11 protein-coding genes and 1 riboswitch are annotated in these 13,221 nt (G+C 68.7%); of the genes, 3 read left to right on the top strand and 8 right to left on the bottom strand.

The genetic code is table 11. The features are described from left to right. Position 1 precedes the first annotated feature (1 nt). Positions 2 to 1,528, bottom strand: a complete 1,527-nt coding sequence (locus PU630_RS12395; RefSeq protein WP_275277372.1) for a family 20 glycosylhydrolase — start codon at positions 1,526 to 1,528, stop codon at positions 2 to 4. A 55-nt stretch (positions 1,529 to 1,583) separates the two neighbouring features. Continuing rightward, positions 1,584 to 1,666: riboswitch (ZMP/ZTP riboswitch) on the top strand. A 39-nt stretch (positions 1,667 to 1,705) separates the two neighbouring features. Between PU630_RS12395 and glyA the strand changes: the two genes are divergently transcribed. Both glyA and PU630_RS12385 read left to right on the top strand, forming a co-directional pair. Continuing rightward, on the top strand, positions 1,706 to 2,980 hold the full coding sequence (gene glyA, locus PU630_RS12390; protein ID WP_275277371.1) for a serine hydroxymethyltransferase: 1,275 nt from the start codon (positions 1,706 to 1,708) through the stop codon (positions 2,978 to 2,980). Between the two features lie 188 nt (positions 2,981 to 3,168). Further along, positions 3,169 to 4,050 carry a bifunctional methylenetetrahydrofolate dehydrogenase/methenyltetrahydrofolate cyclohydrolase gene (locus PU630_RS12385; protein WP_275277370.1) on the top strand — a complete coding sequence of 294 codons (882 nt, stop codon included), beginning with the start codon at positions 3,169 to 3,171 and terminating at the stop codon, positions 4,048 to 4,050. 270 nt (positions 4,051 to 4,320) lie between these two features. Here the strand turns inward: PU630_RS12385 and PU630_RS12380 are convergent, their stop codons facing one another. The 7 genes from PU630_RS12380 to PU630_RS12350 form a co-directional block, all read right to left on the bottom strand. Continuing rightward, positions 4,321 to 4,857, bottom strand: a complete 537-nt coding sequence (locus tag PU630_RS12380; RefSeq protein WP_275277369.1) for a hypothetical protein — start codon at positions 4,855 to 4,857, stop codon at positions 4,321 to 4,323. Between the two features lie 39 nt (positions 4,858 to 4,896). Next, the gene (locus tag PU630_RS12375) at positions 4,897 to 5,700 is read right to left on the bottom strand and encodes an aldolase/citrate lyase family protein (RefSeq protein ID WP_275277368.1); all 804 of its coding nucleotides are present in this window, start codon (positions 5,698 to 5,700) and stop codon (positions 4,897 to 4,899) included. Continuing rightward, positions 5,685 to 6,470 (bottom strand): 2-oxo-hept-4-ene-1,7-dioate hydratase, encoded by a 786-nt coding sequence (gene hpaH / locus PU630_RS12370; RefSeq protein ID WP_275277367.1) that lies wholly within the window; start codon positions 6,468 to 6,470, stop codon positions 5,685 to 5,687. Before hpaH ends, PU630_RS12375 begins: the two co-directional genes overlap by 16 nt. Positions 6,471 to 6,488: 18 nt before the next feature. After that, positions 6,489 to 7,652, bottom strand: coding sequence for a 3,4-dihydroxyphenylacetate 2,3-dioxygenase (gene hpaD, locus PU630_RS12365; protein WP_275277366.1), 1,164 nt, complete (start codon positions 7,650 to 7,652; stop codon positions 6,489 to 6,491). Between the two features lie 123 nt (positions 7,653 to 7,775). Next, positions 7,776 to 9,335: a 5-carboxymethyl-2-hydroxymuconate semialdehyde dehydrogenase gene (gene hpaE, locus PU630_RS12360; protein ID WP_275277365.1), complete on the bottom strand. Its 1,560-nt coding sequence runs from the start codon at positions 9,333 to 9,335 to the stop codon at positions 7,776 to 7,778. Between the two features lie 8 nt (positions 9,336 to 9,343). Further along, positions 9,344 to 10,012 (bottom strand): GntR family transcriptional regulator, encoded by a 669-nt coding sequence (locus PU630_RS12355; protein WP_275277364.1) that lies wholly within the window; start codon positions 10,010 to 10,012, stop codon positions 9,344 to 9,346. Next, complete coding sequence (locus tag PU630_RS12350) at positions 10,005 to 11,501, bottom strand: fumarylacetoacetate hydrolase family protein (protein WP_275277363.1); 1,497 nt, start codon at positions 11,499 to 11,501, stop codon at positions 10,005 to 10,007. The genes PU630_RS12355 and PU630_RS12350 overlap by 8 nt, the downstream gene beginning before the upstream one ends. A 161-nt stretch (positions 11,502 to 11,662) precedes the next feature. Between PU630_RS12350 and PU630_RS12345 the strand changes: the two genes are divergently transcribed. Further along, positions 11,663 to 13,087 (top strand): MFS transporter, encoded by a 1,425-nt coding sequence (locus PU630_RS12345; RefSeq protein WP_275277362.1) that lies wholly within the window; start codon positions 11,663 to 11,665, stop codon positions 13,085 to 13,087. The last annotated feature ends 134 nt before the right edge of the window (positions 13,088 to 13,221 follow it).

The raw sequence follows: 13,221 nt of genomic DNA, 5'->3' as shown, positions 1-13,221 counted from the left end.
GTCATGCCCAGTCGATCTCGTCGGCCGGGGCGAAGGCGATGCCCTGAGCACGCCACAGGGGTCCGAGGGCGCCGACGCGGGCGCGGAACGAGTCCCATGTGCGCTCGGGTACGGCCGCGGCCGCGGCCGGCGACCATGCCGCCTCGGCGGCCGCTGCGATCCGCGGGAACGCCTGCGCGTCGATGTCGCCGGGTGTGCGCACGGTCTCGGTCCACAGGGGCGCCTCGACGCCGAGGATGTCGGCCTCGCCGATGCCGTCGATGATCGCCGTCGGCTCCCACGCGTAGGCGTCGTGCACGCTGGTGGGTCCGTTCGCCCAGGTCAGGCCGGTCGGGCTGTCGGCGGTCAGCTTCATGTCGAGGTAGATGGCGTCGGCAGGGGAGAGGATGACGCGGGCGCCTGCGCGCACGAACGTGCGGGTCTTCTCGTCCATGCCGTCGGTGGGCGTGACGAAGCCCCAGTACTGCCCGATGGTGTCGGGCGAGAGCCCGGATGACGAACCGGCCTCGTGCCACGCGATCGGCGTCTTGCCGAGGTCTGAGACCAGCGCCGTCGCGCGGTCCATGAACACTGCGAAGTCGTCGTCGCTCATGCCCAGTGCCTCGTCGCCGCCCACGTGCAGATACGGGCCCGGGGTCATCTCGGCCAGTTCGCGGTACACGTCGCCGAGGAACGCGTAGGTCGCGTCGTCGTGCGCCTTCAGCGCCGAGAAGCCGACGGCGAAACCGGTGTAGGGGCGCCCGGCCTCCGGTATCCCCCCGCCGTAGACGTCGACGACCTCGCGGATGTGGTCGGAGAGCACGATGGGCTCCATGAGCTCAGGGTAGGCGAGGCTGATCGCGTGCGTGTGGCTGGGAGCGTCGACCTCGGGCACGACGATCATGTGGCGGGATGCCGCGTGCCGTACGATGCGCGCGTAGTCGTCCTTCGAGTAGAACCCGCCGGGATCGCCGAGAGCGGAGGTGCCCGACGCGTTGTCGGTCAGCTCGGGGCGGCTGTCGATGCGGATGCGCCAGCCCTGGTCGTCGGTCAGATGCAGGTGCAGGGCGTTGAACTTGAGCGCCGCGGCCCGGTCGATGTAGCCCTCGACGACCTCGACGGGGAAGAAGTGGCGCGCGACGTCGAGCATCACGCCGCGGTAGGCGAAGCGGGGAGCGTCGTCGATGGTCTGGGCGGGGATGGTGGGGGATGCCGCGAGCAACTGCACGAGGGTCTGCACGCCGTAGAACAGGCCGGCCTCGTCACCGCCCAGAACGCGGATGCGGGTGGGTTCGACGGTGAGCGTGTACGTCTCCGGTGTGTCCTCGGCGAGGTACTCGAGTACGAGGTCGCCGTCGGCGGGGCGGAGGTCGTCGGCGACCTCGAGCGTGCGCCCGACGACCGGCGCCAGAGCGGCCGCGGCGAGCTCCGCGGTCGCGCGCCCCGCGGGCACGGTCACGAGGCGCGATGCCTCGGAGAGAGCGAACGGGGCGGCGGTGGCATCCACTGTCTGGATCCGGGGGCACGGCACGGGTGCGAAGGCAGGCATGTAAGGAACGCTAACAAACTCTGACACCGTGTGCCAGGGCGGGAATCGGGTATGCTCGGGGGGTCGCGACTGGCGTTGAGGTGGACCACCACCGGGGAGCGACCGACCGGCATTCGACCGCACGCCTGGGCCGATGTGATTCCGATCCGCTGTGCACTGCCGAGTCGAGGAGACGCCATGACCGACCGCTATTTCAACGCCCCCCTGTCGGAGGTCGATCCCGAGATCGCCCAGGTGCTCGAGCGTGAGCTCGAACGCCAGCGCGGCTACCTCGAGATGATCGCCTCTGAGAACTTCGTGCCCGTCTCGGTGCTGCAGTCGCAGGGCTCGGTGCTCACCAACAAGTACGCCGAGGGCTACCCGGGCCGCCGCTACTACGGCGGCTGCGAAGAGGTCGACGTGGCCGAGGAACTGGCCATCGCCCGCGCCAAGGAGCTGTTCGGCGCCGAGTTCGCCAATGTGCAGCCGCACTCGGGCGCGACGGCGAACGCCGCCGTGCTGCACGCCATCGCCCGCCCCGGCGACACGCTGCTGGGTCTGTCGCTCGACCAGGGCGGTCACCTCACGCACGGCATGAAGATCAACTTCTCGGGCCGGCTGTACGACATCGTCGCCTACGGCGTGGACCCCGAGACCAGCCTCATCGACATGGAAGAGGTGCACCGCCTCGCGCTTGAGCACAAGCCCAAGGTGATCATCGCGGGCTGGTCGGCCTACCCTCGTCACCTCGACTTCGCGCGCTTCCGCGAGATCGCCGACGAGGTCGGCGCCTACCTGTGGGTCGACATGGCGCACTTCGCCGGCCTCGTGGCCGCCGGTGTGCACCCGTCGCCCGTGCCGCACGCGCACGTCGTCTCGTCGACCGTGCACAAGACGATCGGCGGCCCCCGCTCGGGCTTCATCCTCACCAACGACGCCGATATCGCGAAGAAGATCAACAGCGCCGTCTTCCCGGGCCAGCAGGGCGGCCCGCTCATGCACGTGATCGCCGCGAAGGCCACCGCGTTCAAGATCGCCGGCACGCCGGAATTCAAAGAGCGCCAGGAGCGCGTCATCTCGGGCGCCGCGATCATCGCCGACCGCCTGTCGCAGCAGGATGTGAAGGATGCCGGGGTCGCCGTCCGCTCGGGCGGCACCGACGTGCACCTTGTGCTCGTGGATCTGCGCGAGGCGCCCATCGACGGCAAGCAGGCCGAAGACCTGCTGCACGATATCCACATCACGGTGAACCGCAACGCGGTGCCCAACGACCCGCGCCCGCCGATGGTGACCAGCGGCCTGCGCATCGGCACCCCGGCGCTGGCGACCCGCGGCTTCGGCGACGCCGAGTTCACCGAGGTGGCCGACGTCATCGCGCAGGCGCTCAAGCCGAACCCCGACGTCGCCGCTCTGCGCACCCGCGTGGCGGCGCTGACGGCGGCCTTCCCGCTGTACCCCGACCTGCAGCAGTAGTCCGGGGGATGCTGCTGGGCCGCACTCGCCGACCGCGCCGCGGCCCGCGGCATCCACCCTCCCTCCTCTTTCGGTGAGAGTGCAGCTGGTGGACGAAGGAGAGGTTGTTTCCCTATCTCTCGTCCACCAGGTGCACTCTCACGGTGGAGGAGGGCGGCGAACATGAACCCCTACTCGAGGAGACCACGATGACCGCAGTGAAGCTGGACGGAAAGGCCGCATCCGCGGCGATCAAGCAGGAGCTGGCCGAGCGGGTCGCAGCTCTCAAGGAACGCGGTGTCACGCCGGGCATCGCGACGGTGCTCGTGGGCGGCGATCCCGCATCGCAGCTGTACGTGGGCATGAAGCACCGGCAGTCCGAGGCGATCGGGATGAACTCGATCCAGGTCGAGCTGCCCGCCGAGTCGACGCAGCAAGAGGTCGAGGCGGCGATCGACCGGCTCAACGCCGACCCCACCTGCCACGGGTACATCGTGCAGCTGCCGCTGCCGAAGCATCTCGACACCGATGCGATCCTCGAGCGGATCGATCCGGCCAAGGATGCCGACGGCCTGCACCCCACCAACCTGGGGCGCCTGGTGCTCAACGTCAACGCGCCGATCACCACGCCCCTGCCGTGCACGCCGCGCGGGGTCATCGAGCTGCTGCTGCGCAACGACTACGACCTGAAGGGCAAGCACGTGGTCGTCGTCGGACGCGGCGTGACGATCGGCCGATCGATCGGGCTGCTGCTGACGCGCCGCGACATCAACGCGACGGTGACGCTGACCCACACCGGCACGGTGGATCTGCCGTCGTATCTGCGGCAGGCCGACGTTATCGTCGCAGCGGCCGGCGTCAAGCACATCGTGCGCCCGGAGGACGTCAAGCCGGGAGCCGCCGTGCTCGATGTGGGCGTGACGCGTGAGACCGACCCCGAGACCGGCAAGAACAAGGTCTACGGCGACGTCGACCCGGCCGTGGCCGAGGTCGCCGGCTACCTGTCGCCGAACCCGGGCGGCGTGGGACCCATGACCGTTGCGCTGCTGATGACCAACGTCATCGAGGCCGCGGAGCGCGCCGCGGGCTGATCGGCCGGGGCGGGGCGGGGCGCCGGGCTGCGGCGGCCGGGGTGGGGCGTGTCGCGGCATCCACCCGTCCCGTCCTCGCTCACACTCTGATCGGAATCAGGTGTTCTCGCGAGTTCAGGAAGATCGACGTCCGGATTGGCCTGATTTCGCGAGAACACCTGATTTCGTGCGGCATGCGAGGGTGGATGCCGCTGGCACAGGTGCGTGGACGCGACCCGAAATGACGAGAGCCGGGGATGCCGCGGCGTCCCCGGCTCTGCCCCATGGAGGTCAGCCGAGGTCGTCGAACAGCTTGCGCTGCTCGTCGGTCAGGCCGTCGTCGAGCTCGCGGCGCCCGAGCTTCTGCGCTTCGGAGGGCGCCGCGGGCGCGGCATCCACCGCCGGTCCACCGGTGGCGCGGTCGTACAGGGCTCCGGCGTGGGCCTCGACGCGGCCGTCGATGGCGTCGTAGACCGCCCAACCGATCAGCAGGATGACCGGTGGGATGATCCAGCCCCAGACCCATCCCGCCACCGAGACTCCCGAGAAGAGCACCGTTCCCATCCAGACGACGAAGGCGACCGCGACCGCCAGTAGGGCCTGCACGAGCTTCTCGCCGAGTCTGGTCCGCTCGCTCGCCGACTTCGCGGCCATCGAGCGGAACCACTTCGACACGAGCGGTTTCACCCAGATCACCAGCACCGTCATGATGATGCCCGCCCACAGCGCCGACCAGCCCACGCGCGCGGGCGTGAGCAGGCCGATGATCAGCAGCACCACGATGTTGAACACCAGCAGCGTGACGAACCGCACGATCCATTTCTTCATGTGATCAGGATGGCACGCCCGTCTCGTCGGCGCGCCCGGTCAGTACGAGGCGCGCTCGGTGCGATCGGCAGCGGGGATGAACCGGGCAGCGAGCCCCTCGGCCGCGCGGGCGAGCATCGCCACGTCGGCGCCGACCGCGATGAAGTCGGCGCCCGCCTGAAGGTACGCCTCGGCCGCAGCCGGGTCGAACGCGTTCACGCCGACCTTCTTGCCGGCGCCATGGACGGCGGCGAAGGTGCGGTGCACGGCATCCACCACCTCCGGATGCGTCTGCTGCCCGAGCAGCCCCATCGACGCGGCAAGGTCGGAGGGGCCGACGAAGACCTGGTCGACCCCGTCGACCGCGGCGATGGCGGCCGCGGCATCCACCCCTGCGGCGTTCTCGATCTGCACGGTCAGCGACACGTGCGACGACCCGTCGCCCAGGTAGCCGTCGACGCGGTTCCAGCGGGCGCTGCGCGCCAAGGCGCTGCCGACCCCACGGAAGCCGGCGGGCGGATATCGCGTCGCCGCGACGGCGGCCGCGGCCTCGTCTGCCGACGAGATCATCGGCACGATGAGGTTCTGCGCGCCGATGTCGAGCACCTGCTTGATGAACACGGGCTCGTTCCACGGCACCCGCACGAGCGGCGAGATCGGGTAGGCGGCCACGACCTGCAGCTGTACGAGGATCGACTCGAGGGTGTTGGGTCCGTGCTCGCCGTCGATGAGCAGCCAGTCCAGGCCCGATCCAGCGTCGACCTCGGCGAGCACGGGGCTGCCGGTGCACGCCCACATGCCCACGAGAGGGCGGGATGCCGCAGCCAGCGCGTCGCGGAAGGTACCCGTCAGACGAAGCGACATGTGATGGTCCCCATCTCTCGGTAGTCGCACAGCACGCTGTCGCCGCGCTGCACCCACATCGGCCGGGTGAACGACCCGGCCAGGATGATCTCGCCCGCCTCGAGCCGCGCGCCGTGCTGGTGGAACTTGTTCGCGAGCCAGGCGACTCCGGTCGCGGGGTGGTTCAGCACGCCCGCAGCCACCCCGGTCTCTTCGATCTGCTCGTTGCGGTACAGCATCGCCGAGACCCAGCGCAGATCGATCTGGTCGGGTCGCATCGGGATGCCGCCGAGCACCATCCCGCCGTAGGCGGCGTTGTCGCTGATGGTGTCGACGATCGTGCGCCCCTCCAACTCGATGTGCGAGTTGAGCACTTCGAGCGCAGGGGTGACGTACTCGGTCGCGCGCAGCACGTCGAACAGCGTGCAGTGCGGGCCTTCGAGCGGCTCTCTCAGCACGAACGCCAGCTCGACCTCGATGCGCACGTTCGAGAACCGGTCGAACTCGATCTGCGCGCCGGTGTCGTACACGGTGTCGTCGAACATGACGCCGTAGTCGGGCTCGGTGATGCCGGTGGCCTGCTGCATGGCCTTCGACGTCAGCCCGATCTTGCGGCCGACCAGACGTCGCCCGGAGGCGAGCATGGTGTCGCGCCAGACGCCCTGGATCGCGTACGAGTCGTCGATGGTGGCATCGGGGTGGCGCGCGGTGATGCGGGGGATGACCGTCTTGTCGCGGTCCGCCGCCGCCAGCTCGTCGGCGAGCTGCGCGATGGTCTCGGGGTCCAGCATCCTGTTCTCCCTCGTCCTCTACAGCTGGTGGCCCAATTTGTACTCGCCCTGCTTCCACTCGGGCATCTCGCCCTCGTCGCCGCGGCGCGTGTACGAGAACCCGTCGGCGCCGATCGTGGCCTCGAGCTCGCTGGCCTCTTCGCGCTTGCGCACCGGCTGCGGGGTGCCGTCGAGATCGAGCACGAGCGACGCGTCGGTGTACCAGCTGGGCACGACGGGGTTGCCCCAGAAGTCGCGGCGCTGGTTGTCGTGCACGTCCCAGGTGACGACCGGGTTGTCGGGGTCGCCGGTGTAGTAGTCCTGCGTGTAGATCTCGACGCGGTGCCCGTCGGGGTCGCGCAGATAGAGGTAGAAAGCGTTCGAGACGCCGTGGCGACCCGGTCCGCGCTCGATGCAGTCCGACTGACGCAGCGCGCCGAGCTTGTCGCAGATCGCGAGGATGTTGTGCTTCTCATGCGTCGAGAACGCGATGTGGTGCATGCGCGGTCCGTCGCCGCCGGTCATCGCGGTGTCGTGCACCGTGGCCTTGCGGCGCATCCACGCGGCGTAGACGGTGCCGTCCTCGTCCTGGATGTCTTCCGTCACGCGGAAGCCGAGGTCCTGCATGAACTTCGTCGCGCGAGGCACGTCGGGCGTGACCTGGTTGAAGTGGTCCAGGCGCACCAGGGCGCCGGGCGTGTACAGGTCGTAGCGCCACGCGAGCCGCTCGACGTGCTCGACGTCGTGGAAGAACTCGTAGGGGAAGCCGAGCGGGTCGGTCACGCGGACCGAGTCGCCGATGCCCTTCGTGTAGCCCTCGGCGCGGCGCTCGACGCGGCATCCCAATTCCTCGTAGAACGCCACGGCGCGGTCGAGGTCCTTGGGCGTGCGCACCCGATAGCTGAATGCGGCCACCGCGGCGACGGGGCCCTGACGCAGCACCAGGTTGTGATGGATGAACTCCTCGAGCGAGCGGAGGTAGACGGTGTTCTCGTCCTCCTCGGTCACCGTCAGGCCCAGGACGTCGACGTAGAAGTCGCGCGAGCGCTTCAGGTCGGTGACCACGAGGTCCATGTACGCGCAGCGCAGGATGTCGGGGGCCGGGGAGGTCGGGGTGGGAGTGGGGTTCTCGCAGCTGATCGGAGCCTCTTGGGATACGAAGAAGCCCGAAGAGGTCAGGGTCATGTCTTTGCGGTCGGTCATGTCAGCGTCCTTGCGTGTTGTCGGTCGTTGAGCGAGCGAAGCGAGTCGAAACGGTCGCGGGTGTCGTTTCGACTCGGGCCTGCGGCCCTCGCTCAACGACCGGTGGATGGGTGGGTGGTTGGTTCAGCGGGGGTCGGGGTCGTCGAGGTCGACCTCGGTGTGGTGTTCCTGCTTGCCGAACGTCGGGTTGTGCACCTTGCCGAGGGTGATGTGCACGGCCTGCTGTTCGGTGTAGAAGTCGATCGAGCGGTAACCGCCCTCGTGCCCGAGGCCCGAGGCCTTCACGCCGCCGAACGGGGTGCGCAGGTCGCGCACATTGTTCGAGTTGAGCCACACCATGCCGGCATCGATCGCCTGAGCGAAGTTGTGTGCGCGCTTGAGGTCGTTGGTCCAGACGTAGGCGGCCAGGCCGTACTTGACGCCGTTGGCCAGTTCGAGGGCCTCTTCGTCGCTGTCGAACGGGGTGACCGCCACGACCGGTCCGAAGATCTCCTCCTGGAAGATGCGGGCATCCGGCTTGACGTCGGCGAACACTGTGGGGGCCACGAAGTTGCCCTCGGGAAAGCCCTTGGGGCGGCCACCACCGGCGACCAGGCGCGCCTCCTGCTTGCCGATCTCGACGTAGCTCATCACCTTGTCGTAGTGCTCGGGGTGCACGAGCGCGCCCACCTCGGTGTCGGCCTCGTGCGGGTAACCGACCTTGACGCGCTTCGCCTGCGCGGCGTACCGCTCGACGAACTCGTCGTAGATCGAGCGCTCGACGAGGATGCGCGACCCGGCCGTGCAGCGCTCGCCGTTGAGCGAGAAGACGCCGAAGATCGTCGCATCGATCGCGGCGTCGAGGTCGGCGTCGGCGAAGACGATGGCCGGCGACTTGCCGCCCAGCTCCATGGACAGCCCCTTCAGGAACGGTGCGGCGTTGCCGAAGATGATCTGGCCCGTCCGGCTCTCGCCCGTGAAAGAGATGAGCGGCACGTCGGGGTGCTTGACGAGCGAATCGCCCGCGAAGCCCTCTTCACCGAAGCCGTTGACGAGGTTGAAGACGCCCTTCGGCAGCCCTGCCTCTTCGAAGATGCCGGCCCACAGCGACGCCGACAGCGGGGTGAACTCGGCCGGCTTGAGCACGACGGTGTTGCCGGTGGCCAGGGCCGGGCCCAGCTTCCACGACTCGAGCATGAACGGCGTGTTCCACGGGGTGATGAGCCCGGCGACCCCGATCGGCTTGCGGTTGACGTAGTTGATCTGACGGCCCGGCACCTTGAAGGTGTCGTCGGCCTGCGCCACGATCAGGTCGGCGAAGAAGCGGAAGTTCTCGGCCGCCCGGCGTGCCTGGCCGAGGGCCTGGGCGATCGGCAGGCCCGAGTCGAACGACTCGAGCTCGGCGAGACGCTCATCGCGCGACTCGACGATGTCGGCGATCCTGTGCAGCACGCGCGAGCGCTCGCGGGGGAGCATCCGCGGCCACGGACCCTCGTCGAAGGCCTTCTTCGCCGCGGCGACGGCGCGGTCGATGTCGGCCTTCTTGCCCGACGCGGCCTGCAGATACACCTCGTTGGACACGGGTTCGAGCACGTCGAACGTGTCGCCGTCGAGCGAGTCGACGAACTCACCGTCGATGTAGTGCTGGATGCGGGTGGGCAGGTCGGCGGGGACGTGCCGGGTGGAGACAGCGGTGTCGGTCATGGGTTCTCCTACTGATGGGTGTCGGGGTGGCGGGCCTCGAGGAACTGGTCGAGGGTCCGCAGTCGGTGGTTGCGCGTGGCCAGCTCGATCTCGAGCGGGTCGGCGCCGTCTTCGATGAGCGTCACGATCTCGTCGTGCTCGTCGACCGAGTGGCCGGCGCGCTCGGGGATGAACGTGAACGTCGAGTCGCGCACGCTGGGCAGGCGACGCCAGCCGCGGTGCACGAGTTCGAGCAGGTGCGGGTTGGGGCACTGTTCGAACAGAATCGTGTGGAAGCGCTGGTTCAGCCGCGTGAACTCGTGCGGATCGAAGTGGTCGATGAGCTGGCGCATCTGATGGTTCACGCGGCGAGCCTCGGCGAGGTCGTCGGCGCCCAGCAGCGGCGCCGCGGTCGAGATCGCCGACCCCTCGACGAGGCTGAGCACCTGCATGGTGTGGACGTATTCGGACTCGTCGGGAACGGCGACCCGGGCGCCCACGTTGCGCTCGAACGTGACGAACCCCTCGGCCTCGAGCCGGCGGATGGCCTCGCGCACGGGCACGACGCTCATCTCGAGCTCTTCGGCGATGGTGCCCAGCACGAGACGGTAGCCCGGCGTGTACTGGTGCCGCGTGATGCGCTCGCGGATGTGGTCGTACGCGCGCTCGGATTTGCTCGCCGTGACGGTGTCACTCATGGGCGGCCTCCTGTGCGTAACGCTGCGCCCACTCGGCGTTCATCGGGAACAGGCCCTCGATGCGGTTGCCCTCGGCCACCCGGTCGGCGATCCACGCGTCCTTCTCCTCCTGGGCGAGGGTCGCATCGACGACGTCTTCGACGAGCGCCGGCGGGATGACGATGACGCCGTCGCTGTCTCCGACGATCACATCGCCCGGCTGCACGGTCGCACCGCCGCAGCCGATGGTCAGGTCGTGATCCCAAGCGACGTGGCGTCGGCCGAGCACCGCCGGATGCGAGCCCTTCGAGAAGACCGGAAGGCCGACGGCCGCGACCGCGTCGTAGTCGCGTACGGCCCCGTCGGTGACGATGCCCGCCGCGCCCGCGGCGTTCGCGCGGATAGCGAGGATGTCGCCGAGCGTTCCCGCGGTGGCGTCGCCGCGTGCTTCGATGACGATCACCTCGCCGTTCTTCACGGCGTCGAAGGCCTGCTTCTGCGGGTTGTAGCCGCCGCCGTGGCTCGTGAACAGGTCTTCGCGACCAGGCACGAAACGCAGTGTCTTCGCCGTGCCGATGAGCTTGGCCTCGGGGTGCATCGGCTGCAGGCCGTCGATGAGCACGGTATTGAGTCCGCGCTTGCGCAACTGGGCGGACAGGCCCGCGACCGGTGCCTTCTCGAGCTTCGCTCGCAGCTGGGGTGTGAGCGCGAACGCGGGCTCGAGCCCTGCGGCCTCGCGCGAACCCCACGCGTCTTCGCGTTGCGTGTCGTCGGCCGAAGGCAGCGATCCCAGCGCCCCGTCGAAGCCGTGCTCGCCCTGCACCACGGTGGTCGAAAGACGCCCCGAGCTCGGCGCTCCGGGGGCAGCAGGGGCATCCACCTCCACCTCGACGACATCGCCGGGCACGACCACGGACGACCCGGCGGGCGTGCCGGTGAGGATCACATCGCCGGGCTCGAGGGTGAAGTGCTGCGAGAGGTCGGCGACGAACTGCGCGAGCGAGAAGATGAGGCCCGCGGAGGAGTCGTCCTGCGCGATCTCGCCGTTGACCCAGGTGCGCAGTCGCAGCGCGGTGGGATCGACGGTGCGGGCGTCGATGAGATGCGCGCCGATCGGCGTGTAGCCGTCGCCGCCCTTGGAGCGCACGTTCGAGCCCTTGTCGTTCGCACGCAGGTCGTACACGCCGAAGTCGTTGGCCGCCGTCACCCAGGCGACGTGGTCCCACGCCTGCGCGAGCGGTACGCGGCGGGCCGCCGTGCCGATGACGAGGGCGATCTCGCCCTCGAACGCGAGCAGCTCCGTGCCGGCGGGGCGCTCGATCTGCGCGCCGGTGGCCGAGACCGAGCTCGACGGCTTGAAGAAGTAGGAGGGGGATGCCGGGCGCCGCCCTCGCTGGTCGGCACGCGACGCATAGCTCAGGTGGACGGCGATGATCTTGCCGGGCCGGCCCGGAAGGCCGGCGAAACGCGGGTCTGCGGCATCCGTCGTCGGTGTACTGTCAGTGCTCATGAGCTCCCTCGCCTGGTGAGATATCTGAAATCGTATACAATCCCGGGCGGCTTGGCAAGAGGTATCGCGCCCTTGCGTTGTATCTCAAATCGTATATTATCGGGAGCCTGCGGATGTTTTCCGCCCCGACAGAGTCGTCCCAATAGACACAGGAGTCTCCCATGAGTGCACCCGCACCCGGTCAGCCCGAGGGGTTGACCCCGACCGGCACCATCGCGTCGCCGGCAGACCGGCGCAGAGTCGTCTTCGCCACCGTCATCGGCACCACCGTCGAGTGGTACGACTTCTTCATCTACGCGTTCGCGGCCGCCACCGTGTTCGCCGCGCTCTTCTTCGAGCCGATGGGGGAGGAATTCGCGCAGATAGTGTCGTTCTTCAGTGTCGGCGTGAGCTTCCTGTTCCGTCCGCTCGGTGCGTTCCTGGCCGGCCACTTCGGCGACAAGATCGGCCGCCGCCCCATGCTCGTGATCACCCTGCTGCTCATGGGCGCAGCCACGACCCTCGTCGGTCTGCTTCCCACGCACGCGGTGATCGGGGTGTGGGCTCCGATTCTGCTGATCTTCCTCCGCGTCGTCCAGGGCATCTCGGCCGGCGGTGAGTGGGGCGGCGCTGTCCTCATGGCCGTCGAGCACGCCCCCAAGAAGAAGCGCGGTCTGTTCGGCGCCTCACCGCAGATCGGCGTGCCGATCGGCCTGCTGCTGGCGTCGATGGTGCTTGCCGTGGTCGAGGCGATCTTCCCGGGGGTGCCGGCCGGATCCGACATCCCGCTCGCCGACACCGCGTTCGGGCAGTGGGGCTGGCGCATTCCGTTCCTGCTGTCGATCGTGCTGATCGGCGTCGGCTACTGGGTGCGGCGTCGCGTCGAAGAGAGCCCGGTGTTCGAAGAGATCGCCGAGCGCAAGGCCGAGACGCGCATGCCGATCGTGAAGCTCGTGCGTCACCACCTGCTGCTCGTCGTCGTCGCGGCGCTCGTGTTCGCCGGCAACAACGCCGTCGGCTACATGACCACCGGCGGCTATGTGCAGCACTACGCCACCGACCCGAAGGGTCCGCTGCAGCTCGACCCGGGCTCCGTCTTCTGGATCGTCGCCATCTCGGGCGTGACCTGGCTCGTGTTCACCTGGTTCGGCGGATGGCTCTCCGACAAGATCGGTAGGCGAAACACCTACATCGTCGGGTGGATCTCGCTGTTCATTGGGGTGTTCCTGCTGTTCCCGCTGACCAACATCGGCACGCTGTGGTCGCTGCTGGCGGCGCTGGTGATCCTCACGGTCGGGCTCGGCCTCACCTACGGCCCGCAAGCCGCGCTGTACGCGGAGCTGTTCCCCGCCTCGATCCGGTTCTCGGGAGTTTCGATCTCCTACGCGCTGGGCGCCGTGCTCGGCGGGGCGTTCTCGCCGTTGATCGCGCAGGCGATCTTCCAGGCGACCGGTTCGACGATGGGCATCACCTGGTATCTGGCCGGCGTCGTCGTGCTGGCCTTCATCGCCACGCTGCTGCTGCGTGACCGCACGGGAATCCCGTTGGATCCCGAGCATGAGGATGAGCAGGCCCGCGGCCAGATCCACGGCATGACCCGCGTCTGACGCGAGGAGCGAAGGGGGTGGCTGCCCCGGGCCGGGGGCTGCGGCATCCACCCCTTCGCCACCCCATGATCGGTGAAAGTGCAGCGGGTGGACGAGGAGTAGGGAAGCAACCGCTCTCTCGTCCATCCGCTGCA

Origin of the sequence: Microbacterium horticulturae (assembly GCF_029094505.1) — a bacterium.
Taxonomy (GTDB): domain Bacteria; phylum Actinomycetota; class Actinomycetes; order Actinomycetales; family Microbacteriaceae; genus Microbacterium; species Microbacterium horticulturae.
This window is presented reverse-complemented; position numbering and strand designations above follow the sequence as displayed.

What these genes read in the sequence shown, in the direction of transcription:
- PU630_RS12395 (WP_275277372.1), bottom strand. Translation starts at nt 1,528, where the DNA reads ATGCCTGCCTTCGCACCCGTGCCGTGCCCCCGGATCCAGACAGTGGAT.
- glyA (WP_275277371.1), top strand. Translation starts at nt 1,706, where the DNA reads ATGACCGACCGCTATTTCAACGCCCCCCTGTCGGAGGTCGATCCCGAG.
- PU630_RS12385 (WP_275277370.1), top strand. Translation starts at nt 3,169, where the DNA reads ATGACCGCAGTGAAGCTGGACGGAAAGGCCGCATCCGCGGCGATCAAG.
- PU630_RS12380 (WP_275277369.1), bottom strand. Translation starts at nt 4,857, where the DNA reads ATGAAGAAATGGATCGTGCGGTTCGTCACGCTGCTGGTGTTCAACATC.
- PU630_RS12375 (WP_275277368.1), bottom strand. Translation starts at nt 5,700, where the DNA reads ATGTCGCTTCGTCTGACGGGTACCTTCCGCGACGCGCTGGCTGCGGCA.
- hpaH (WP_275277367.1), bottom strand. Translation starts at nt 6,470, where the DNA reads ATGCTGGACCCCGAGACCATCGCGCAGCTCGCCGACGAGCTGGCGGCG.
- hpaD (WP_275277366.1), bottom strand. Translation starts at nt 7,652, where the DNA reads ATGACCGACCGCAAAGACATGACCCTGACCTCTTCGGGCTTCTTCGTA.
- hpaE (WP_275277365.1), bottom strand. Translation starts at nt 9,335, where the DNA reads ATGACCGACACCGCTGTCTCCACCCGGCACGTCCCCGCCGACCTGCCC.
- PU630_RS12355 (WP_275277364.1), bottom strand. Translation starts at nt 10,012, where the DNA reads ATGAGTGACACCGTCACGGCGAGCAAATCCGAGCGCGCGTACGACCAC.
- PU630_RS12350 (WP_275277363.1), bottom strand. Translation starts at nt 11,501, where the DNA reads ATGAGCACTGACAGTACACCGACGACGGATGCCGCAGACCCGCGTTTC.
- PU630_RS12345 (WP_275277362.1), top strand. Translation starts at nt 11,663, where the DNA reads ATGAGTGCACCCGCACCCGGTCAGCCCGAGGGGTTGACCCCGACCGGC.